We start from the raw sequence: 20,948 nt of genomic DNA, 5'->3' as shown, positions 1-20,948 counted from the left end.
GCTTTGGGCGTGGGCGCGTCTCAACACACTTATTTTCCGTCTCTTTCTTACCTCGGCCATGAGCGAAATCGTCGTCACGTTACCCGACGGTTCCGAACTCCACATGGAGTCGGGGTCGACGGTCGAAGACGTGGCATTCGAAATTGGGCCCGGACTCGGCCGAGACACGGTCGCTGGCGTCGTTGACGGGGACCTCGTTGACAAAGAAACGCCACTCACCGAAGACTGCCGGCTCGTCATCGTCACACCCCAGAGCGACGAATATCTCTCCGTCCTGCGCCACTCTGCGGCCCACGTCTTCGCCCAAGCCCTCCAGCGCATCCACCCCGATGCCAAACTCACCATCGGGCCGTGGACCGACGACGGTTTCTACTACGACATCACCGGCGTTGACATCGATAGCGACGACCTGCGCGCCATCGAGGCGGAAGCCGACTCCATCATCGCAGACGACCTCGACATAGAGCGCGTCGAACTCTCCCGGGAAGAAGCCCTCTCGCTGTACGAGGACAACCCGTACAAACGCGATATTTTGGAGACCGAGGCCGCGGGCGACGACCCACTCTCCTTTTACGAGCAAGGCGAGTTCAAAGACCTCTGTAAAGGCCCGCACCTCGAATCGACCGGTGAAATCGGCGCGTTCAAACTCCTCAACATCTCTTCGGCCTACTGGCGCGGCGACGAAGAAAACGACACCCTCACGCGCGTCTACGGGACGGCGTTCAAGTCGGAAAAAGACCTCACGAAATTCTTAGAACAGCGCGAGGAGGCAAAAGAGCGCGACCACCGCAAACTCGGCCAGGAACTCGACCTCTTTTCGATTCCGGAAGTCACCGGCCCTGGCCTCCCGCTCTATCACCCGAACGGGAAGAAAATTCTGCAACAACTCGAAGGCTACGGCCAGTCGCTGAACGAGAGCTTCGGCTACGACTACGTCGAGACGCCCCACCTGTTCCGCACGGAACTCTGGAAGCAGTCGGGGCACTACGACAACTACGTGGACGACATGTTCCTCCTCGATGTGAACGACGAGGAGTACGGCCTGAAGCCGATGAACTGCCCCGGCCACGCGACCATCTTCAAGCAGGGGTCGTGGAGCTACCGTGACCTGCCCGTTCGCTACGCAGAAAACGGAAAGGTGTACCGCAAAGAACAACGCGGCGAACTCTCCGGCCTCTCGCGCGTCTGGGCGTTCACCATCGACGACGGCCACCTGTTCGTCCGTCCCGACCAGATTAAATCCGAAGTCGAAGACACGATGGACCTCATCTTCGAGGTCTTAGAAACGTTCGACTTAGAGTACAAGGTCGCCCTCGCAACCCGCCCCGAGAAATCGGTCGGCAGCGACGAAATTTGGGAGCAAGCAGAGACGCAACTCGAAAGCGTGCTCGACGAGTCGGGCATCGACTACCGCGTCGAAGCCGGAGATGGCGCGTTCTACGGGCCAAAAATCGACTTCTCGTTCGAGGACGCGCTTGGCCGGGTGTGGGACGGTCCAACCGTCCAGCTCGACTTCAACATGCCAGAGCGCTTCGACCTCACCTACACCGGCGAGGACAACGAAGACCACCGCCCGGTGATGATTCACCGCGCGCTCTACGGCTCCTTCGAGCGCTTCTTCATGGTGCTCATCGAGCACTACAACGGCAAATTCCCGTTCTGGCTCGCCCCCGAACAGGTGCGCATCCTCCCCGTCAGCGACGACAACATCCCGTACGCGAAAGAACTCAAACACCGCCTCGGCGACTTCCGCGTCACCATCGAAGACCGCTCGTGGACGGTCGGGCGCAAGATTCAGCAGGCCCACACCGACCGCGTGCCGTACCAAATCATCATCGGCGGCAACGAGGAAGAAGACCGCACCATCTCGGTGCGCGACCGGAAAGAGCGCGACCGAAACGGTGTGGAGTTAGCCGAGTTCCAAGCCCACCTCGAATCTGAACAGGAAGAAAAACGCCTCGAACCTGATTTCCTCGCATAAGTCCGAATCGCAGGCACGTTTATCCTGTTTCCCCGCAAATCTTCACCTGTCTGGCACCCCCGCCACGACGTGTATTGCGTTGCAATTTCCAACCGTAACCGGATCAACTGAAGCAGGCAAGGAGTTTCGACTGCCGGCAGATTTCGAGGGCGACCTGAACCTCGTGTTCGTCGTGTTCAGCCGCGACCAGCAGACAGACGTAGACTCTTGGGAACCGTTCGTCGAAAATCTCCGTGCGACCCACGAGAGGTTCCAGTCCTACGAACTCTCCGTGTTGAGTCGCAGCTATCGCCTCGTCCGCCCATTTTTCGGCGGCGGCCTGCGCGCCGACAGCGACGACGAAACGATGCGCGAACGCACGATTACGGCGTTCATCGACAAACGACCGTTTCGCTGGGAGTTAGAGATTCTCTCAGAACACTCGATGCACGCCTTCCTCGTCGCGCGTGACGGCGAGGTGCGGTGGCACGCCCCCGGCCCGCTCACGGCCGGCCGGGCGGACGAACTCGAAATACTGCTTCGAGAACCCGTCGCCGCCTAGTTGCCACCCGTTTTGTGACTGCCTTCGGTGTCTCTGAGGATGAACGAGCCAATCGAGAGCGTATGCTTTGCCACCGTCGCAATCCGCATGATGAACGCGAGTAGGATGACGAACGGCACGACCGAGATGGCCGCCGCCGCGCTCACGACCCAGATGAGATTGTCGAGGCCGAGGAACGTCCCGAGCACGGCGTTCGCATCGAGATAGATAATCGACGCCGTGGCGACGATGAGCGCAGGGACGGCCGCGTACAGCATCGCCCGAGAGAGGTTGATGAGTTCCCACTGAAAGTAGAGCGTCTTGAAGTGTTCACGCGCGGGGCCGAAGAAGGTGAGCGCCTCGCGGAGCTGGTCAAGCGCGTCGTTTGCGTCCTTGCCGAGCTGCTCGTCGTACGTGTTCTGGATGCGTCGGGCCTCGTACACCTTCCACGAGTAGTTGAAGTCGAGCGCCGCAGAGAGCACGTCGAACGTCCCGAACTGGGCGTCGTCGAGGCGGTCTGCTACCTCGTCTGCGTTTTCAGTCACACTGTCGATAAAGCGGGTAATCTCCTCGCGTTCGTCATCCGTGAGGTCGCCGCTGAGTCCGTCCGCGAGTCTGTGTGCCCGCTCGCCGGTCGCTTCGATAATTGACTGGAGGAAGCGGGCGGGTTCTGCGGGACTCACCGGCGTATCGAGCGTGTCCTCGACGTCGGCTTGAAACTGCATCGCCCCTTCCATGCGCTCGCGCTGGTCACCAATCGGGCCGAGTTCCTGTGAGAGCACGAGCTGGTTCAGCGTCACCACGAGCGTCACGCCGGTGATGATGGCCGTAACAAAGGCCTGAAACAGCGTCTCGGTCGGATCTTTGTTCGCCATCGTTCCGCGAATCAGGCTCGGGTCGAGCGCGCCGAGCACCACGAGGGCGAAAAAGAAGATGGCGAGCAACATGCCCGCCACCAGCCAGCGATTCGCCTCCATGAGAAACCAGAGTTTGGCGCGGTTTTCGGGGACGCGGGCTCGCATCGTGTCGCTCGGCTCGCCGCTTCCATTGCTCATCTAACCGAGAAACTCCGTGCGCCTCAAAAGGGTTGGTGGCCGCTCAGTTGTCTTCTTCTTTGATGTCTTCGAGTTCGGCTTCGACTTCGGGGTCTACTGCTTCAGTTTCGGTCTCTGCTTCGGCGTCCGTCTCGGATTCTGCGCTCGTCGTTCCCTTCCCGGCTTCAGCTTTGAGCGTCTCTAACTCGGCTTCGACTTCGTTGTCGGTGGACAGCGATTCGAGTTCGCGGTCGATGGAGTCCTTATCGGAGAGTGCGTCCTCGAACGCGCCCGAATCTTGGAGTTCGTCGAGCGCCTCAGAGCGGGCTTCCATGTCGTCGGTGCGCTCGCGGGCGCGCTCGATGGCGCGGGACACGTCTTCCATCTCCTTGCCCGCGCCCGTCATCGCCTCGGAGACGCGCGTGCTCGCCTCTGCGGCCTCGTAGCGGGCTTTGATGGTCTCTTTCTGGGTGCGGAACTCCTCGATGCGATTCTGAAGTTCGTTCTTCTTCGAGACGAGGTTGTCCTGAGTGTTCTGCAAACTCGCAATCTGGCCTTCGAGTTCCTCAATTTGGGTCATCTTCTGTTTTTTCTTCTCTAAGGCCTGTCGGGCGAGGTCGTCGCGGTCTTGGTTGACGGCTTCACGCGCCTGTCGGTTGTGCTTCTCGACGTTCTCCTCTAGGCGGCGTTTCTGGATTTCGAGGCGCTTTTTCTGTGTGGTGAGGTCTGCGATTCCTCGTTTTACGTCCTGTAGCTCGTCACGCATCTGCTCGTAGGAGTAATCGAGCGTCTCGGTCGGGTCTTCGGCCCGGTTGAGCAGCGCGTTCAGTTTCGAGCGGATGACGTACGACATGCGCGAGAAGATTCCCATGGATGCTATTGGCCATGCGCGGCCTTAAAAACTCTCACCTCACTAACAGTCAGTAATGAAAGCAGACCCCGTTCTCGTTCCGGGTGGCCGCGACGTGCGCGCGAGCCACGACGCCGTCCCAGATGCGACGAGCGTCGTCGTCGCGTGCCCACCCCACCCCCAACATGGTGGCCGTCGAACCGACTCTCGCCTCACCGCCGTCTCAGACACACTCGCAAACCACGGCGTCGCCACCCTGCGCTTTGACTACGGCGCGTGGGACGAAGGCCGTGGCGAACGCGAAGACGCTCGCAACGCCATCGCGTGGGCCCACGACCACTACGAGACCGTGGGACTCTTCGGTTTCTCGTTTGGCGGCGCTATCGCGTTACTCACGGCGGCAAACCGAGACGACCTCGCGGCGGTGAGCGCGCTCGCGCCGGCTGGGTCCCTGCCCGCGGGCTTCGACACGGCCACCGCGCTCGAAACCATTTCAGCACCGACGCAGGTGGTGTACGCCACGCGCGACACGACGGCAAACTGGCAGCCAGTTGTCGACCGAGCGCGCGCCCTCGGCTATCGTGTTGATGAGTTGAGTGCTGACCACTTTTTCGTCGGGCAAACCCAGAAAGTTTCCCGTTGCGTCTGTGACTTTTTGGTTCCACATCTGTAGTGTGTGACTCCCTCTCGGTGGCTCCGTCGCTCCGAAATGGTTTTGAAGAACGCTTGCGGACAGTCAGTATGCCGACGGAACCCGAAACGGATTACGACCCGACACTCGGGAACAAGTTCATTTTCGTTACCGGGGGTGTGATGTCCGGACTCGGGAAGGGTATCACCGCCGCCAGCACTGGCCGACTGCTTTCGAACGCTGGGTTCGACGTGACCGCGGTCAAAATTGACCCGTACTTAAACGTCGATGCCGGGACGATGAATCCCTACCAGCACGGCGAAGTGTACGTCTTAGAAGACGGTGGCGAAGTGGACTTAGACCTGGGCAACTACGAACGTTTCCTCGATATCGACATGACGTTCGACCATAACATCACTACGGGGAAAACCTACCAGCACGTCATCGAAAAAGAGCGCGCTGGGGACTATCTCGGAAAGACGGTCCAGATCATCCCGCACATCACAGACGACATCAAACGGCGCATCCGCGAGGCGGCAGACGGCCACGACGTGTGCATCGTCGAAGTGGGCGGCACGATTGGCGACATCGAGGGCATGCCGTATTTAGAAGCCCTCCGCCAGTTCGTCCACGAAGAGGACGAAGACGACGTCCTTCTCACTCACGTCACGCTCATTCCATACTCGAAAAACGGCGAGCAGAAGACGAAGCCAACCCAACACAGTGTCAAAGAACTTCGCTCGATTGGCCTGCAGCCGGACATCCTCGTTGGCCGGTGTGAGACCGAACTCGAACCAGAGACCAAGGAGAAAATCGCACTCTTTTGCGACGTTCCGACGGAGGCCGTCTTCTCTAACGCCGACGTCGAAGACATCTACCACGTCCCGCTGATGGTCGAAGAGCAAGGCCTTGACGAGTACGTCATGGAGCACCTCGCCCTCGCAGACGACGCCCTCCCAAAAGCAGAGCGCAACAACGAGTGGCGCGACCTCGTTACTCAGGAAACCGACGGTTCCGTCAAAATCGCGCTCGTCGGCAAGTACGCCCTCGAAGACGCCTACATGTCGATTCACGAGTCGCTCAAACACGCCGGACTCGACCAGGGCGTCGATGTAGACATCCTCTGGGTTGACTCAGACGAGATGGCCGACAACCACATGGAACGCCTCCGCGACGCGGACGGCATCGTCGTCCCCGGTGGCTTCGGGTCGCGCGGCACCCTCGGCAAGATCGAGGCCATCCGCTACGCCCGCGAGAACGATATCCCGTTCCTCGGCCTCTGTCTTGGCTTCCAACTCGCCGTCATCGAGTACGCGCGCAACGTCCTCGACTTAGAAGGCGCAGACTCGACGGAGATGGAGCCGGAGACGCCCCACCCGGTCATCGACCTACTCCCAGAGCAGTACGACTTAGAAGACCTCGGAGGAACGATGCGCCTTGGCGCACACGAAACCCAGATTTCCCCGAACACACTCGCAAGCGAGGTGTACGGCGGCACGTCCTGTGTCGAACGCCACCGCCACCGCTACGAAGTGAATCCGAAGTACATCGACCAGCTCGAAGCCGACGACCTCGTCTTTTCGGGCAAGGCGAAAAACCGGATGGAAATCGTCGAACTCGCAAACCATCCGTATTTCTTCGGCACGCAGTTCCACCCCGAGTTCAAATCCCGCCCCGGGCGGGCGAGTCCGCCGTTCGTCGGCCTCGTGAAAGCAGTGCTCGAAGCGCAGCAAACGGAGGTTGAAGCCTAATGGTAACCGTAGACGAATTCATCCCAGAAGCCGAGGCAGAGATTCAAGACGAAGTTGGCGACGGCCACGCCATCATTGCCCTTTCGGGCGGCGTGGACTCTTCGGTCGCCGCCACGCTCGCCCACCGCGCTATCGGTGGCCAACTCACGCCCGTGTACGTCGACACCGGCCTGATGCGCAAGGGCGAAACCGAGCAAATCCGCGAGACGTTCTCGTTCATGGAGAACCTCCGCGTGGTCGAAGCCCAAGACCGCTTCCTCGATGCGCTTTCGGGCGTCACAGACCCCGAAGAGAAGCGCGAGATCATCGGCGCACAGTTCATCCGCGAGTTCGAAACCGTCGCAAACGAAGTCGATGCGGACTATCTGGTGCAGGGTACCATCTACCCCGACCGCATCGAATCTGACGGGGAAATCAAGTCCCACCACAACGTCGGCGGCCTCCCCGACGTGGTCGACTTCGAGGGCATCGTCGAACCCGTCCGCGACCTCTACAAAGACGAAGTCCGCGAGGTGGCCCGCGACCTCGGCCTCGAATCGATTATCGCAGAACGCATGCCGTTCCCCGGTCCCGGCCTCGCCGTGCGCATCATCGGTGAAGTCACCGAGGAGAAGGTGCGCGTCGCGCGCGAATCGACGTTCATCGTCGAAGAGGAGTTAGAAGAGTACGAGCCATGGCAGGCGCTCGCCGCCGTCATTGGCAAGGCAACCGGCGTCAAAGGCGACAACCGCGTTCACGGCTGGATTGTGGCCGTCCGCTCGGTCGAGAGCCGCGACGGCATGACCGCCCGGGCACAGGAACTCGACTGGGAGACGCTCCAGCGCATCCAATCGCGCATCACGGGCACGCTCGACAACGTCTCGCGCGTGGTCTATGACGTAACCCACAAACCGCCTGCTACCATCGAATACGAATAATGAATGCAATCGTCGTCGGCGAAGACGAGTACGCACTTGGCGACGCCCTCGAAGGAAGGGGTGTCTCCGTCACCTATCTCGATGGTATCGCAAACCGCCCCGCGCTCGAAGACGCGGGCATCACCGACTGTGACCTGCTCGTCCTCACGGACGTGTCACAGGCCACGTCGATTCCGGTCGCAAAAGACCTGAACGAGTCGCTTCGCGTCGTCGTCTACGCGGACGATTCGGTGCCGGAGTTCGTCCGCGGGCAGGCCGGACTCATCATCGACCCAGCCCTGCTCGCCGTCGAAACGGTCGCAGAAGAACTGGTCTAATTCTCAAAGGGTCGCCGCCAGCAGGTCGAGGCGGGCCGCACCCTTCGTCACAAAAGGCACCCCGTGGCCCATTGCGGCGATTTCGAACTTGAAGTCGTGCGCCGCGAGTGCCTTGATACTCTGCTCAACTGCCACGTCGTCGTAGCTGAGCATGTACGGCGAGGGTTCGAGCCGACCGTTTCGCTCCATGACGAGGTCGCCAAGGAAGCAGGCCGAGAGGTCCTCGCTCACGTAGGCGACGTGCCCCGGCGTGTGGCCGGGCGTGTGGTAGGCGGTGAAGCTGCCGATTTCGTCGCCGTCTTCGATGCGTTCGACCGTCGCCACTGGTTTGACCATGGCTCCGGCGAGGCGCTGGAGGGCGGCCTTTCGATTGCGCCACGTCGGTCGGTCCTCACCTTGGAGGTAGGGGGCGTCGTCCGCGCCGATGTAGATGGGCGCGTCGAGTTCGGTGAGTCGAGCGAGCGTGCCGACGTGGTCAAGGTCGTAGTGGGTGAGCAGGACGCGGTCTACGTCGCGCACAGTGTGGCCCGTCGCTTCAATTTCTGCGCGGAGGGTGTCTGCGTCCCACGGGTTGCCTGCGTCGATGAGCGTGAGTGCGTCGCCGTCGCAGACGAGATAGGCGTTGACGCCGCGGAGGTCGAACCACCATCCAATCGTTCCGAGTCGATTGACCATTACGTGAGAAAACGCGCTCTAGCCCCGTGGCAGTTTCGCCCGAGATATTCGTTTAACCGCACTGCGCTCCAATGTACTGTCAGGTAGGACGATGTCAGGAGAGGATTTCACCGAACAGGGGGGCGTGATGCAGGAGACAGAAATCGACTTCTTTCTCAGAAGTCAGGGCTACGGCACGCTGTCGCTCGCCGCAGACGGCGACGCCTACGGTGTGCCCGTCTCGTTTGGCTACGACGGTGACCACCTCTATTTCCTGTTTCTCCAACTCGGCGTTGCGTCACAGAAACTCGATTTCGTGGACACGACGGACACGGCCAGCTTTCTCGTCTATCAGGTCAACTCCAAGTTCGACTGGCAGAGCGTCATCGTGACGGGTCGGTTGCGCGAGGTGCGCGACGACGAAGTTGCCCACGCCCGCGACACGATGGCCGACAACGCGTGGCATCCGAGTCTGTTCTCCGAAGCCGACCCGATGGGCGAAATCAGGGGATACGTCCTCGACATCGAAGCGAAAACCGGCCGGAAAGGAAGCGGCACTTAGGTCAGAAAGCCTCGAATCGTGCTGGAAATCGTTTTGGCGGCAGAGGGGCGGCCGATACGCGCCATCTCTTCATCGGTGAGCGAGAAGCCGAACACCTCGATATTCTGTTTCAGGTGTGGGTATGACGACGCCTTCGGAATGGTGACGACGTTCTCTTGCTGGATGAGCCAGCGTAACGCGACCTGTGCGGCCGACTTCTCGTAGCGAAGCCCGATTCCAGAGAGCGTGCTATCTCTGAGAATCCCACCGTGTAAAAACGGGCTATATGCGGTCAACACCACGTCGTGAATCTGGCAGTATTCGACCAACGCCTGTTTCCGGTCGAACGGCGAGTAGCGCACCTGATTCGTCAGAATCGGTTCGAGCGACTGCTCGCGCGCTTCCATGAGCTGTGACTGGCTGAAGTTACTCACGCCGATGTGATGGACGACGCCTTCTTCGACGAGGTCGTTCATGGCATCGAGCGTTTCGCGCACGGGAATCAGCGGGTTCGGCCGATGGATGAGTAGGCAGTCAATATACTCGACGCCGAGGCGCGCGAGGCTTTCTTTGGTCGTCTCAGCCACTCGTTTCGCGCCCAGATTGCGCGGCGAGAGCTTCGTGACCAGAAAAATTTCGTCTCTGTCAACACCCGAGGCTGCAATCGCGGAGCCGACCTGTCGCTCGTTGCCGTAGTTCTGTGCCGTGTCGATGTGCCGGTAACCAAGGTCGAGAGCGTCCTCGACCACGCGCCGACAGGTCGTCCCGCGCAGTTGCCACGTCCCCAGTCCGATTTTCGGAACCGCTGCCCCCTGTGCGACCACGTACTCCATGCAGCCATTAACGCGCTCAAAGGGCCTAACCGCTTTTTCGCCCCGTGAGACTGTCCGGTTTTTCTGAATACGCCACAGCCAAACGCTAAGGGCGACCCGCGCGTGGGTTCTGCCATGTCGCTCAACCGCTTTACCACACCCGACCCCGAAGAGGGTGAGATCATCACCGAAGAGTTAGTCGTCTCCGATGACGCGCTCGTCAAACTGTTCGCCCTCGGCCCCGGTGCGGTGTTGAAACCCCATCCCCACGACACCTCCTCGAACGTGTTTCACGTCGTCAAGGGGACGGTAACGGTGATTCAAGACGACGAAGAAGAGCGCGTCAAAGCCCCGGGCGTCGTGTTCCACGATCGCGGCGTCCTCCACGGCGCGCGAAACGATACCGAGGACGTGGTGTACTTCACCGCGACGCTCGCGCCGTTCCCGAGCTAACAAAACCGCTTGAGAACGGGAATTTCTGCGATTCGTTCCTCGTCCAGTAGCGCCCAATCGATACCCGCAGGTTTCTGCCCGCCAGTGGGACGAATCACCCGCTCCGGGGTCACGATGCAGTCCATCGGCACGTCGTGTGCTTCGATTTCCACTGCGTCGTCCACAATTTGTCGTTCGTGAACCGTCGTCACGATGGGCGTGTCGTCGTCAACCAATCCGAGTTCGCGCAACAGGGCGTACTCCAAGTCGCTGTAGCCCTCGCCTTTGCCGATACGTGCCCCTTCCTCCGTGACGGCGACGCTTCCGGACACAATGAGGTCGATACTATCTATCTCATCCGGGCCGATTTGCTCGCCGTATTCGTCCATGTGCGAGATAGCGGCGGCGCGGTCGGTGTCGTCGATGGTCGCCGGGTCTAAGCGGACGAAACATTGCTCGTCGCGCAAGCGTGGGACGGCCATGTACACCGTCTTTCCCTCCGCGAGCGCCCGCCGCCGAACGGGGAGTTGTGGGGAATCTGGGTTCGACTTGATGGCCGTCGCCCCCTGCCATTCGGGAGTGCCAGCCAGCCTCTCTGCGGCGTCGCGCGCGCCGTCGAAGTTCGGAATCCGACCGTGTGGCGGAAACGGAAACCGAGCGATGCCCTCGGCTTCGAGGGCGTCCCAGACGCGCTCGCGGATGCGTTGTTTGTCCATGCTCACCCTACCGGAACCGCGCAAAAACGATTGGCGCTTGCAGTCAGGTCACCGACCGCTTCGACTCGGCTTCGTACTCGCGCTCTGCAATCCGTTTGACGTTCCCCACGGTATCGTCGAGGCCGCGTTGCATCGTGCGTTTGACGAACAGCGCTTCGAGCAGTCGTCCGACCGGGCGAATCCGCGGCAGCAGCTCGAAGTCGAGTGCCTGAAACAGCCGCGTCTCCTCGCCCATCGGCGTTAACTCGATGGTCAGTATCGGATGCATCACGCCGAGGTCGCCTTCGTGTACCTGTCGCGTCGGCTCCGTAAACTCGGTTATCACCCACTCGCTTTCGTCTTTCATCGGCCCGACGCCACCGTATTCGCGGTAGACGGTTCCTTTCCCGACCGGCCCGTCGCTCACGTAGGTCACGCGCTCTGTGAACGCAGATGAAATCTCTGGATAGCGGCTCACGTCACACACGAGTTCCCAGACGTACTCCTGCGGTGCCCGAATCGTGGTTGATGATTCTACCCGTGCCATACCAGCACCTACGCTGACTGAGAGAATGACTGTTTCCGTGAAATACCGCGAGTAATATTCGAACCTCGCGAAAATTCACGTTTTCCTGGCTGTTCGTGTTGGCGTCCATTAGTTTTTTACGCGATACCCAACGTTGTCCAGCTATGGCATCCATCGGGATCGTCCAAGGGGGTATCGAACAACGGGGTGGGGCCCGTGCGGTTCGGACGCAGTATGCTGGGGCCACATTCGAGTCGCGTCGCGCATACGCAGAGGAGACCTGCGATGCGTGGGTCGTCGTCTCACCCAAGTACGACATTGTCAGCCCAGAGCGGGAAATCGAGAGCTACGACCTCACGCACGAGGCGTTTGGCCCGTTCGAGGAGATGCAGTGGGTCAAACGGCTCCAACAGCAATTGCGGGCGGTGCTCTTTGACGACGAGAGCCCAGAGTATTCGCGGGTCGTCGTTCTCACCGACGACTACTGCAAGGCGGCGCTTGAACCGGTGTATCGACAGGCAGAAAATGCGGGCGTTACCGTCGTGCAACCTGATTCGGACGCGATTGAGTCGGACGAAACACGGCTCGTAACGCCGCCTTAGGCGTCGGGTTCGCTTCGTTTTGCAAGCCCGGCCAGATGGCTCACTTCGGGGACGATGACCTCGTGGGAGCCGAGTCGTGCGGCGTTTTCGCTGCCCGGGAGTGCGAACACGGGCACGCCGTCTGCGATACCGCCAGTCGCCCGCGTGCCGACGACACGGGTGCCGATTTCACCGAACGAAAGCTGGCGAAACAGTTCGCCAAAGCCGGGAAGTTCTTTCTCGAACAGCGGCGTGATCGCCTCGATGGTCACGTCGTCGGGGGTGACGCCCGTGCCGCCGCTCGTGACGACGATATCCACGTCGTCGCGGCCGACGAGGCGGTCGACCGTCTGCTGAATCCCATCGAACTTGTCACCGATGAGCTCGCGGGTTGCGACCGAGTGCCCGGCGTGAGAGAACGCTTCTGCAATCGCGTCTCCGGCGGGGTCGTCGTCGAGCGATCGTGACGTCGAAACCGTGACGATGGCGACACTCACCGACTTCAGGTCGTGTTCGTGGTGTCCGTGTTCGTGTTCGTGGTGGTCGTGGCCGTGTTCGTGGTGGTCGTGGCCGTGTTCGTGATGCCCGTGGTCGTCGTCGTGTGCGTGCCCGTCGTGGTCCGTTTCCTTCTCGTGGCCATGTGCTGTGTCGGGGTTTTTCTTCTCGGTCATTGGCGTCACTACTCACGGAATGACAAAAACTGTCCGGGAAAAACGGAGGGTTACGCTCCCATCTCGTCGGGGATTGCACCGAGTTGACGCATGAGGCCAAGGGCGTCGAAGGACGACCACGCTTCTACGAGCATGCCGTCTTCGTAGCGCTCGATTTCGAGGCCCGTCACGCTGATAGGCTTGTCCGTCGGTGCGATGCCCAGCAACTCACCCTTGTGGGTGCCGGTTCCAGACCAGCGGGTCACCACCTTGTCGTCCTCTTCGATGAGGTCCTCGATGGTCATTTCCATGTCCGGGAAGGCGGCGAAGTACTGTTCGATGTTCTGTCTGAACCCCTCGCGGCCGCGAATCTCCTCGGGTGCATTCGGGTCGTGTTCGACGTAGTCTTCTGAAACGTACTTGTCTACGACGCTGAAGTCCCCCTCGTTGATGCTCGTCCAGAGTTCTCGCGCAATCTCACCGTTCGATGCTGCCGGGCGTGTCGCTTTACTAGCCATTGCTCTCACCCAGTTGAATCTACGTCACCGCACACGATATGCTACTCTGCTCGCGGCCGAGACTCTCCAGTTTCGCGGATTCTCAACGTTTTCCGCAGACCGTACTGTTTTGCCCTCCCACGGGAGTCTGTGACGTATGAAGGCGGTCTATTTCGAGGAACACGGCGACCGTGATGTGTTACAGTACGACGAACTCCAAGACCCCGAACCCGACCGCGACGAGGTTGTGGTCGAAATGCGGGCAGGGGCGCTCAACTTTCTCGACGTGTGGACGCGCCGCGGGCTGCCCGGCCTCGACCTCCCGCTTCCCCACATCCCCGGGAGCGACGGTGCGGGCGTCGTCCACGCGGTTGGCGAGGACGTAACGCGCTTTGCACCCGGTGACCGCGTCGCGGTCACCGCCGGACTCTCGTGTGGCGTCTGTGAGTTCTGCCGTGACGGCGACCCGTCGTTCTGTGTGGACTTTCGCGTCCTTGGCGAGCACACCCGCGGCGTCCACAGCGAACTCGCCGCCGTCCCTGAAACCAACCTCGTCCCGGTTCCAGATCACGTCTCGTGGGAGGTGGCGGCGGCTGCACCGCTCGTCTTTCAGACGGCGTGGCGCATGCTCATCACCCGCGCTGAGTTGGAACCCGGCGAGAAAGTGCTCGTCCTCGGCGCGAGCGGCGGGGTTGGCCACGCCGCCGTCCAGATTGCCAAATACGCCGGTGCGGAGGTGTACGCGACGGCATCCAGCCCTGAAAAGCTCGAACTCGCCGCCGAGTGTGGTGCAGACCACGTCATCAACTACGAGAAAACCGACTACGCGAGCGAAATCTACGAGATGACGGACAAACGCGGCGTGGACGTCATCGTAGACCACGTCGGCGGCCCGACGTGGCAAGATTCGATAAAGAGTCTCGCGAAAAACGGCCGGCTGGTCACCTGTGGAGCCACACTTGGGCGTCATCCAGAAACCGACTTGAACCGCATCTTCTGGCACCAGCTCCAGATTCTCGGCTCCTCGATGGGGACGCCCGGCGAGGCAGACGACGTGCTCCCGCTCGTCTGGGACGGCACCTTCCGCCCGCACGTCCGCGATGTGCTTCCGATGAGCGACATCAAACGCGCCCACAAGCTGCTCGAAACCCGAAACGGATTTGGGAAGGTTGTAGTCGTTCCAGACGCCCACTACGAGTAATGGCCGACGACCGATACGTCCACGACCCGGCCGCCTTCGAGGAAAGTGGCGACGCGAACGCGACCCAACAGCCCACAGACGACCGCGAGTTCGGCTGGCGAGGCTGGATTCTCGTGGGCGTCATCATCGTCTCGTTTCTCGTCATTCCGGGTGCGATTTTACTCCTGCCGATGGCTCAAGACTTCGTCGTGGGCCTCGGCCTCTCGTATCGGGACACCTACCTGTTTCTGCCGCTCATTCCAGCGTTCTTGCTCGGGTCGCTTGCGGTGTGGGCGACGACGCGTCCCTAACTCCGTGAGTAGGGCACTTCGACCAGCGCCATCTCGTCTGCGCGGACGACTGTTTGTAACACGGTTTCGAGTTCGTCCCACGAGTTTGGGCGGTAGGCGTCGATGCCGAAGCTCTCCGCGAACGTGACGAAATCGGGGTTCGTGAGATGGGTTCCGAACGATTCGCCGGTGTGGTCGCGCTGTTTTTTCGAGATGAGGCCGTAATCGTCGTCGTTGAACACGATGATGGTGAACCCACAGCCGAGTCGGGTTGCGGTTTCGATTTCTGCGGCGTTCATCAGGAAGCCGCCGTCGCCCGTCGCCGCAACGACGTTCGCGTCCACCGCGAGGTCTGCGGCAACGGCTCCCGGGACCGCAATTCCCATCGTCGCAAGCCCGTTCGAGATGATGGTCGTGTTCGGTTCGTAGGCCGGGAAGTTCTGGGCGATGACCATCTTGTGGTGGCCCACGTCGGAGATGAGCACGTCGTCGTCGGCCATGGCTTCGCGGAGATATGGGAGGGTGCCAGCCACGCTGAACTCGGCGTCCGCGTCGGGTTTCGTCTCGACTTCCGTCACGAGCGTCTCCCGCTCGGTGGCGTACCAGTCGTCGTCCGTCGAACAGCCGTCGAGGTGGGCGTCCAATGCCCGAAGCCCCGCCGTGATGTCACAGACCAACTCCACGTCGGGGTTGTAGTGTTCATACACCTCTGCTGGCTCGTGGTCGAGGTGGACGACTTCCTTGTCGAGGTCGGGGTTCCAGTTCGCTGGGTCGTGTTCTGCGATGTCGTAGCCAATGGCGAGCACCGCGTCCGCGCGCTCGATGACGGCGTGGGCTTCGTCGTTCGCACCCGAATCGAGCGTCATCAGCGAGTGGTCGTCGGCGTCAGAAATCGCGCCTTTGCCCATGTACGTGGCGACGACGGGCATGTTCGTCTGCTCGACAATCCGTTCGAGCAGGTCGCCAGCGTGGGTTCGCACCGCACCGTTGCCAGCGAGGATGAGCGGTTTCTCGGCTCCACAGAGAAGCTCTGTCGCGCGCTCGACCGACGCCTCGTCGGGGTTTGGCCGGCGAACCCGGCCGCGCTGTTCGAGCGGTTCCGCGTCCGTCTCCTCTCCCGCCACGTCTTCGGGGAACTCTAGGTGGGTCGCGCCGGGCTTTTGGTACTCTGCGAGTTTGAACGCCTTCCTGACCGATTCGCCCACGACTTCTGGTTCGCTAATCTGCGTGTTCCACTTCACGACTGGCTCGAACATGTGGACGATATCGAGCGCCTGATGGCTCTCTTTGTGCAGGCGCTCTCGGCCACCCTGTCCCGTAATCGCAACGAGCGGGCTTTTATCGAGGTGTGCGTCCGCGACACCCGTGAGCAGGTTGGTCGCGCCGGGACCGAGCGTACTCAGGCAGACGCCCGCCTCGCCGGTCAACCGGCCGTGGACATCCGCCATGAACGCTGCCCCCTGCTCGTGTCGCGTCGGAATGAACTCGATTGACGACGCTTCGAGCGAGAACAGCACGTCTTCGAGTTCCTCCCCCGGCAGGCCGAAAATGTACTCCACCCCTTCCAGCGCGAGACACTCGATGAGTAAGTCAGACGCTTTCATACCGCACGTTTGTCCCACCGAGCCATCATTCCACCGGCCCAGAGAGTCAGGCAGACCCCGCCAAATAGTTAATATCACAAAGTGTGTTATGTTACCATATGACACAAACGTTCGAGTGTATGGACTGTGGGCATCGTATGGAGGCCACAGCCGGAACCGCCTGCCCCGAGTGTGGCGGCGTGATGCAGAACATTACCGTTCGCCGCGAGTGAATCTTTCCGTGGGCTACTCGGAGAGTGACAATTCCGCGTCGCCGTCTGCGTCCTGAATCCACATCGTTTTCTGATTCACGAATTCGAGCATCCCTTCACGGGCGAGTTCGCGTCCGTAGCCCGAGTCTTTGATGCCGCCAAACGGCAGGCGTGGGTCGGATTTCACGAGTTCGTTTACGAACACACAGCCCGCTTCGATGCGATGGCCCACGCGCTCGCCGCGTGCGAGGTCAGCAGTCCAGACGCTCGCGCCGAGGCCAAGATTCGTGTCGTTTGCCACGCGAATCGCCTCGGCTTCGTCTGCGACCTTGAACACCGAAGCGACGGGACCGAAAATCTCCTCTTCGGCTGCGGGTGACCCGTCCGGAACGTCCGTGAGCACCGTCGGTGGATAGTAATACCCGTCTCGGTCCATCGGTTCCCCGCCGAGTTCGACGATCGCACCCGCTTCGACGCTCGCGGTCACTTGCTCGTGGAGGTCCTCCATCAGGCCCTTGCGGGCTTGTGGGCCGATGTCCGTCTCCTTGTCGGTCGGGTCGCCTACTGTCAAGGCTTCGAGTTCCGTGAGGAACTGCGAAAGGAACTCGTCGTAGACCGCCTCGTGGACGATAAAGCGCTTTGCGGCGATACACGACTGCCCTGAGTTGATGGTTCGCGCGCGTGCGCCGACCTTCGCGGCGGTCGCCACGTCCGCGTCGTCTAAGACGACGAACGGGTCGCTCCCGCCGAGTTCGAGCACGGTCTTCTTGAGGTTCTTACCTGCCGTTTCGGCTACCGAGCGCCCGGCAGCCTCGCTCCCGGTGAGCGTGACGGCGGCAACCCGGTCGTCTGCGATGACATCGCCAACTTTCGCAGAGCCGACGAGGAGCGTCTGGAAGACGCCCTCGGGGTAGCCCGCCTTCCGAAACACATCTTCGATGGCGAGGGCGCACTCGGGGACGTTCGAGGCGTGTTTGAGCAGGCCGACGTTCCCCGAGGTCAGGTGCGGGGCGGCAAATCGGAACACCTGCCAGAACGGGAAGTTCCACGGCATGACCGCGAGCACCGCGCCGAGTGGCTCGTAGGTGACTTTCGACTGGGCGTGTGGCTCGCTGCCGATGACCTTGTCCTGTAACTGTTCGCCCGCGTGCTCGGCGTAGTAGTCGCACACCCACGCGCACTTTTCGACCTCGGAGACGGAGGCGGCGATGGGTTTGCCCATCTCTCTGGTCATCACGTCTGCGTACTCCTGTTTGTTCTCGCGGAGCACGTCTGCGGCGTTCGAGAGCAACTGTTGGCGCTCTCGAATCGCCACGTTTCGCCATTCCGCGAAAGTGTCCATCGCGGTATCGAGTGCCGCGTCCACCTCGTCGTCGCTGTGTTCGTCGATTGTACTCAGCGGCTCGCCGGTGGCTGGATTCACGCGTTGCATGTGCTATGCTTGAACAAACAGACGGGTAACTCTGCTGGCGGCCTACAGCGGCTCGACCGTATCACCGACTCGGATGACGCCGTCAGAGAGGATGCGCACTTCGAGGCCGCCGCGGTCTGTCATGGCGACCTGCAGCCCGTCGCGGGCGGTCAGTGATTCGAGGTGGGCACACGGCGGGCAGTCTGCGAGTCCCTGACAGCGCACCTCGCCAATCGTGAACTCCGTGCCGATGAGGGAGTCTAAGTCGATGCCGGAGACGGTCACGTTGCGCCGGTGTTCGCCGGGTTTGAGTTCGACGCCGAGGTCCTCGCCCGCCGCGGCGAATGCGGCCCCGTCGATGAGCGTCAGGTCTGGTTTCTCGTCGCCGGGGAGAAAGTGGCGGTCACCGCGCAGTCCCCCACCGGCGACAGCATCGGCGGAGTCAACGGCTTCGACGGGGGCGCTTTTCTCGCGGGCGATGTGGATGTCAGTGACGCGTCCGGCCATACGTAATGGGCGACGGGAATCGAGTTAGGTGTTTACCAGTCGATGACTTTCCGCGAACGCCAAAACTTACCTGACGGACTTCCCGGCGCGAAGCGCGCGAGCCACGCCGGCGTGTCCGCGCCTTCTTCGACGCTTCGAGACGCCCCTGACCCGCCCATGTCGGTGCGCACCCAGCCCGGACACACCGAATTTGTAAGCAGCCCACGTCGGTTGTACTCGCCGTGCAGATATGCCGTGAGGCCGTTGATACCGGTTTTCGAGATGCGGTAGGCCGGATAGCCGCCGGACATGCGCTCACCGAGTGCGCCCATCCCCGAGGAGAGATTCACGATGCGGGGCGCGTCAGTTTCGAGCAGGAGTGGGAGGCAGGCCCGCGCCACCAACGTCGCCCCGCACAGGTTGACCGAAAGCGTGTGGTCGAGCGCGTCGATGTCGATTTCGTGGAGCGCGCGTCCGCTTCCAACCACCCCAGCGTTGTTCACGAGGATGTCGAGTTTGCCGTGTTCGTCGCGGAGTCGGTCTGCGGCGGCCTGAATTTCGCCTACATCGGTCACGTCGAGGCGAATCGGATGCTGGGTGTCTAGGGTCACGTCGTCCACGTCGCGTGCCCCGGCGTAGACGGTCGCGCCGTGGCTTGCGAGTATCGACGCCACTTCCTCGCCAATACCACGTGTGGCCCCGGTCACGAGCGCGACCTGCCCGTCGAGCGTGTCGTAGAGTTCGGGTTCGTTCATGGCTGAAAGAGGCACGGAATCAGCAAAAGCGTGTGGCGCGAGCGTTCATCTCTCGCGCTCAAAAAGGTGCAGGTGCTACTGTTTGAAATCACGCCGCATCGCAATCTCGAACCACGGACAGAGACGCAGTTGGCGGTAGAACCGTGGGTTCTCGTGGAGGTACTCGTATGGAACCCACATCAGCCCGGCCACTTCTTCGTCGTTCACGTCGAGGCTGGTGTCTTGGAGGGTGCACTTGAGCACCGAGCAGACCTCCCATTCGAGGCCTTCGTTCTCGTAGTAGCGCTTGTACTCGAACTTGTCCGTGACCCGGAGGTCGTCGTACTGGTCTGGCGTGATGCCGAGTTCCTCTTCTAAGCGCTCCATCGTGGCTTCCTCTTGGGTCTGGCCATCGACGGGGTGGGAGGCGACGGTGCCGTCCCAGTGGGTGTCCCAGAGGCGCTTACCGAAGGCGCGCTGGGCGAGCAGGATGTTGTCGTCTTCGTCGAAAACGAGCGCGGTGAACGCTCGGTGTCGGATGCCGTCGCCCATGTGGGCGTCGAGTCGGTTGACGAGTTCGAGTTCGTTGTCGTCTTCGTCGACCGCAATCACGTCCTGCATGGCATTTTTGTGGCGTTCGCCCTCGGCCTCGGCCGCAGAATCCTCAGGAGAGTTCGTGGTGCTCATGATGCTACAGACAACGACCCCTTTCAAACACCCTTCGGATTTGGTTTGACACCCCACTCTTCGGGGGAGGGGTCGTAGGTCGGACCGACGTGGAATCGCATCGCACCGCGACGACTTTGCGCAGACAGCGTGTTCAGTTTCAGCATCTCACCGTCGAGACTGAAGTGGACGGGGTCACCTTCGTGGGTGAGCGTGAGTTGGGGCACTTTGAGACGTGTGAGATGCGAGGCTCCGCGCTGGAGCAGACGGTTTGCCGCCCCGTGGGTCAGATAATCAATCGTCGGCACGCGCTTGAGGATAACGACGTTCAACAAGCCGTCTTCCATGTTCGCTTGTTTTATTTGCTCGCCGGGGAAGCGCCGTCCGTTGCCGATGAGGAGCATGATGGCTTCGCCCTGCCAGAGCACGTCGCCGTTCTCGCTCGCGCGCACGTCAATTTGTAGCCCGTCGAACGTCTGCGTCTGCTGGAGCGTGTTCATGACGTAGGCAAGCACCCCGAGGCGGCGTTTCTGGGCGGGCGTCGTTGCGGCGCTCGCTTCGGCGGTGACGCCCGCGACACACGAGTTGATGAACGGGCGGTCTGCTGCCCACCCGAGGTCGAGCGTCCGGACGTTTTCGTTTTCGAGCACCCTGAAGGCGTGGGGGACGCTTTTGATGCCGATGTTGTCAGCAAAATCGTTCCCCGTTCCTGCGGGAATCACGCCGAGTTCCACGTCGGAAAGCGCCTCGGCCTCCTCGACACCGCGGACGACTTCGTTCAGCGTGCCATCGCCCCCGCAGGCGACGACGAGGTCCGCTTCCGCCGCCGCGTCTCGCGCGAGGGTGTGGGTTTCACCCCTCTTCGTGCTGTTCCACACCTCGTAACCGCGTTTCTTGCCCAATTCACTCGCTCGCTTGCTGCGCTTTCGGTCGCCACTGTTCGGGTTTCGGACGATAATCCGTCGCGCGTCGCTCATGGGCAAAAATCAGGCGGCGG

Annotated in this window: 26 protein-coding genes; 12 read left to right on the top strand and 14 right to left on the bottom strand. The window is 61.3% G+C overall.

The window, feature by feature from the left end:
- The first annotated feature begins 58 nt into the window (after positions 1 to 58).
- Positions 59 to 1,981, top strand: coding sequence for a threonine--tRNA ligase (thrS, locus tag V5N12_RS14705; protein WP_332899926.1), 1,923 nt, complete (start codon positions 59 to 61; stop codon positions 1,979 to 1,981).
- 79 nt (positions 1,982 to 2,060) lie between these two features.
- Positions 2,061 to 2,522, top strand: a complete 462-nt coding sequence (locus V5N12_RS14700) for a hypothetical protein (RefSeq protein ID WP_332899925.1) — start codon at positions 2,061 to 2,063, stop codon at positions 2,520 to 2,522.
- Here the strand turns inward: V5N12_RS14700 and V5N12_RS14695 are convergent.
- Positions 2,519 to 3,556: a hypothetical protein gene (locus V5N12_RS14695; protein WP_332899924.1), complete on the bottom strand. Its 1,038-nt coding sequence runs from the start codon at positions 3,554 to 3,556 to the stop codon at positions 2,519 to 2,521. The two genes, V5N12_RS14700 and V5N12_RS14695, sit on opposite strands and share 4 nt — an antisense overlap.
- 43 nt (positions 3,557 to 3,599) lie before the next feature.
- Entirely contained in the window at positions 3,600 to 4,406 is an 807-nt protein-coding gene (locus V5N12_RS14690) for a PspA/IM30 family protein (protein ID WP_332899923.1), read from the bottom strand.
- 55 nt (positions 4,407 to 4,461) lie between these two features.
- Between V5N12_RS14690 and V5N12_RS14685 the strand changes: the two genes are divergently transcribed.
- The 4 genes from V5N12_RS14685 (at position 4,462) to V5N12_RS14670 (ending at position 8,001) form a co-directional block, all read left to right on the top strand.
- Positions 4,462 to 5,058: an alpha/beta hydrolase gene (locus V5N12_RS14685; RefSeq protein ID WP_332899922.1), complete on the top strand. Its 597-nt coding sequence runs from the start codon at positions 4,462 to 4,464 to the stop codon at positions 5,056 to 5,058.
- Between the two features lie 68 nt (positions 5,059 to 5,126).
- Positions 5,127 to 6,767 carry a CTP synthase gene (locus V5N12_RS14680; RefSeq protein WP_332899921.1) on the top strand — a complete coding sequence of 547 codons (1,641 nt, stop codon included), beginning with the start codon at positions 5,127 to 5,129 and terminating at the stop codon, positions 6,765 to 6,767.
- Positions 6,767 to 7,684, top strand: coding sequence for a glutamine-hydrolyzing GMP synthase (gene guaA / locus V5N12_RS14675; RefSeq protein ID WP_332899920.1), 918 nt, complete (start codon positions 6,767 to 6,769; stop codon positions 7,682 to 7,684). Before V5N12_RS14680 ends, guaA begins: the two co-directional genes overlap by 1 nt.
- Complete coding sequence (locus V5N12_RS14670) at positions 7,684 to 8,001, top strand: DUF7126 family protein (RefSeq protein ID WP_332899919.1); 318 nt, start codon at positions 7,684 to 7,686, stop codon at positions 7,999 to 8,001. Before guaA ends, V5N12_RS14670 begins: the two co-directional genes overlap by 1 nt.
- Before the next feature lie 3 nt (positions 8,002 to 8,004).
- Here V5N12_RS14670 and V5N12_RS14665 read toward each other — a convergent pair whose 3' ends face one another.
- The gene (locus V5N12_RS14665; protein ID WP_332899918.1) at positions 8,005 to 8,676 is read right to left on the bottom strand and encodes an MBL fold metallo-hydrolase; all 672 of its coding nucleotides are present in this window, start codon (positions 8,674 to 8,676) and stop codon (positions 8,005 to 8,007) included.
- A 91-nt stretch (positions 8,677 to 8,767) separates the two neighbouring features.
- On the opposite strand from V5N12_RS14665, the gene V5N12_RS14660 reads away from it, so the two are divergent.
- A complete protein-coding gene (locus V5N12_RS14660; RefSeq protein ID WP_332899917.1) occupies positions 8,768 to 9,217 on the top strand; it encodes a pyridoxamine 5'-phosphate oxidase family protein in 450 nt (149 codons plus the stop codon).
- Here the strand turns inward: V5N12_RS14660 and V5N12_RS14655 are convergent.
- On the bottom strand, positions 9,214 to 10,029 hold the full coding sequence (locus V5N12_RS14655) for an aldo/keto reductase (protein WP_332899916.1): 816 nt from the start codon (positions 10,027 to 10,029) through the stop codon (positions 9,214 to 9,216). The two genes, V5N12_RS14660 and V5N12_RS14655, sit on opposite strands and share 4 nt — an antisense overlap.
- A 114-nt stretch (positions 10,030 to 10,143) precedes the next feature.
- Here V5N12_RS14655 and V5N12_RS14650 point away from each other — a divergent pair, with 114 nt between their 5' ends.
- Positions 10,144 to 10,461 (top strand): cupin domain-containing protein, encoded by a 318-nt coding sequence (locus V5N12_RS14650; protein WP_332899915.1) that lies wholly within the window; start codon positions 10,144 to 10,146, stop codon positions 10,459 to 10,461.
- Here the strand turns inward: V5N12_RS14650 and V5N12_RS14645 are convergent.
- A complete protein-coding gene (locus tag V5N12_RS14645) occupies positions 10,458 to 11,156 on the bottom strand; it encodes a 5-formyltetrahydrofolate cyclo-ligase (protein WP_332899914.1) in 699 nt (232 codons plus the stop codon). The two genes, V5N12_RS14650 and V5N12_RS14645, sit on opposite strands and share 4 nt — an antisense overlap.
- 43 nt (positions 11,157 to 11,199) lie before the next feature.
- Positions 11,200 to 11,682, bottom strand: coding sequence for an SRPBCC family protein (locus V5N12_RS14640; RefSeq protein ID WP_332899913.1), 483 nt, complete (start codon positions 11,680 to 11,682; stop codon positions 11,200 to 11,202).
- 143 nt (positions 11,683 to 11,825) lie between these two features.
- Here V5N12_RS14640 and V5N12_RS14635 point away from each other — a divergent pair, with 143 nt between their 5' ends.
- A complete protein-coding gene (locus tag V5N12_RS14635; RefSeq protein ID WP_332899912.1) occupies positions 11,826 to 12,263 on the top strand; it encodes a DUF6884 domain-containing protein in 438 nt (145 codons plus the stop codon).
- On the opposite strand, the gene V5N12_RS14630 is transcribed toward V5N12_RS14635, so the two are convergent.
- On the bottom strand, positions 12,260 to 12,913 hold the full coding sequence (locus V5N12_RS14630; RefSeq protein ID WP_332899911.1) for a MogA/MoaB family molybdenum cofactor biosynthesis protein: 654 nt from the start codon (positions 12,911 to 12,913) through the stop codon (positions 12,260 to 12,262). The genes V5N12_RS14635 and V5N12_RS14630 overlap by 4 nt on opposite strands.
- A 50-nt stretch (positions 12,914 to 12,963) precedes the next feature.
- The gene (locus V5N12_RS14625) at positions 12,964 to 13,410 is read right to left on the bottom strand and encodes an ester cyclase (protein ID WP_332899910.1); all 447 of its coding nucleotides are present in this window, start codon (positions 13,408 to 13,410) and stop codon (positions 12,964 to 12,966) included.
- A 136-nt stretch (positions 13,411 to 13,546) separates the two neighbouring features.
- Here V5N12_RS14625 and V5N12_RS14620 point away from each other — a divergent pair, with 136 nt between their 5' ends.
- Positions 13,547 to 14,590, top strand: a complete 1,044-nt coding sequence (locus tag V5N12_RS14620; protein ID WP_332899909.1) for a zinc-binding dehydrogenase — start codon at positions 13,547 to 13,549, stop codon at positions 14,588 to 14,590.
- Positions 14,590 to 14,880 (top strand): hypothetical protein, encoded by a 291-nt coding sequence (locus tag V5N12_RS14615; RefSeq protein WP_332899908.1) that lies wholly within the window; start codon positions 14,590 to 14,592, stop codon positions 14,878 to 14,880. Before V5N12_RS14620 ends, V5N12_RS14615 begins: the two co-directional genes overlap by 1 nt.
- Here V5N12_RS14615 and V5N12_RS14610 read toward each other — a convergent pair.
- On the bottom strand, positions 14,877 to 16,463 hold the full coding sequence (locus V5N12_RS14610) for an acetolactate synthase large subunit (RefSeq protein ID WP_332899907.1): 1,587 nt from the start codon (positions 16,461 to 16,463) through the stop codon (positions 14,877 to 14,879). The genes V5N12_RS14615 and V5N12_RS14610 overlap by 4 nt on opposite strands.
- Before the next feature lie 98 nt (positions 16,464 to 16,561).
- Here V5N12_RS14610 and V5N12_RS14605 point away from each other — a divergent pair, with 98 nt between their 5' ends.
- Entirely contained in the window at positions 16,562 to 16,675 is a 114-nt protein-coding gene (locus V5N12_RS14605) for a rubrerythrin-like domain-containing protein (RefSeq protein ID WP_332899906.1), read from the top strand.
- A 13-nt stretch (positions 16,676 to 16,688) separates the two neighbouring features.
- Here the strand turns inward: V5N12_RS14605 and V5N12_RS14600 are convergent, their stop codons facing one another.
- From V5N12_RS14600 to V5N12_RS14580, 5 genes are all read right to left on the bottom strand, one after another.
- Complete coding sequence (locus tag V5N12_RS14600; protein WP_332899905.1) at positions 16,689 to 18,086, bottom strand: NAD-dependent succinate-semialdehyde dehydrogenase; 1,398 nt, start codon at positions 18,084 to 18,086, stop codon at positions 16,689 to 16,691.
- A 42-nt stretch (positions 18,087 to 18,128) separates the two neighbouring features.
- On the bottom strand, positions 18,129 to 18,572 hold the full coding sequence (locus tag V5N12_RS14595; protein WP_332899904.1) for an MOSC domain-containing protein: 444 nt from the start codon (positions 18,570 to 18,572) through the stop codon (positions 18,129 to 18,131).
- Between the two features lie 32 nt (positions 18,573 to 18,604).
- A complete protein-coding gene (locus V5N12_RS14590) occupies positions 18,605 to 19,306 on the bottom strand; it encodes an SDR family NAD(P)-dependent oxidoreductase (RefSeq protein ID WP_332899903.1) in 702 nt (233 codons plus the stop codon).
- Positions 19,307 to 19,381: 75 nt separating this feature from the next.
- Complete coding sequence (locus V5N12_RS14585; RefSeq protein WP_332899902.1) at positions 19,382 to 19,972, bottom strand: NUDIX hydrolase; 591 nt, start codon at positions 19,970 to 19,972, stop codon at positions 19,382 to 19,384.
- A 23-nt stretch (positions 19,973 to 19,995) separates the two neighbouring features.
- Positions 19,996 to 20,928, bottom strand: coding sequence for a diacylglycerol/lipid kinase family protein (locus tag V5N12_RS14580; RefSeq protein ID WP_332899901.1), 933 nt, complete (start codon positions 20,926 to 20,928; stop codon positions 19,996 to 19,998).
- Positions 20,929 to 20,948: the final 20 nt, after the last annotated feature.

Source organism: Haladaptatus sp. CMSO5, assembly GCF_036689885.1.
GTDB lineage: Archaea > Halobacteriota > Halobacteria > Halobacteriales > Halococcaceae > QDMS2.
The sequence above is the reverse complement of the archived record's forward strand: the minus strand, read 5'-3'. Positions and strand labels throughout refer to the sequence as shown.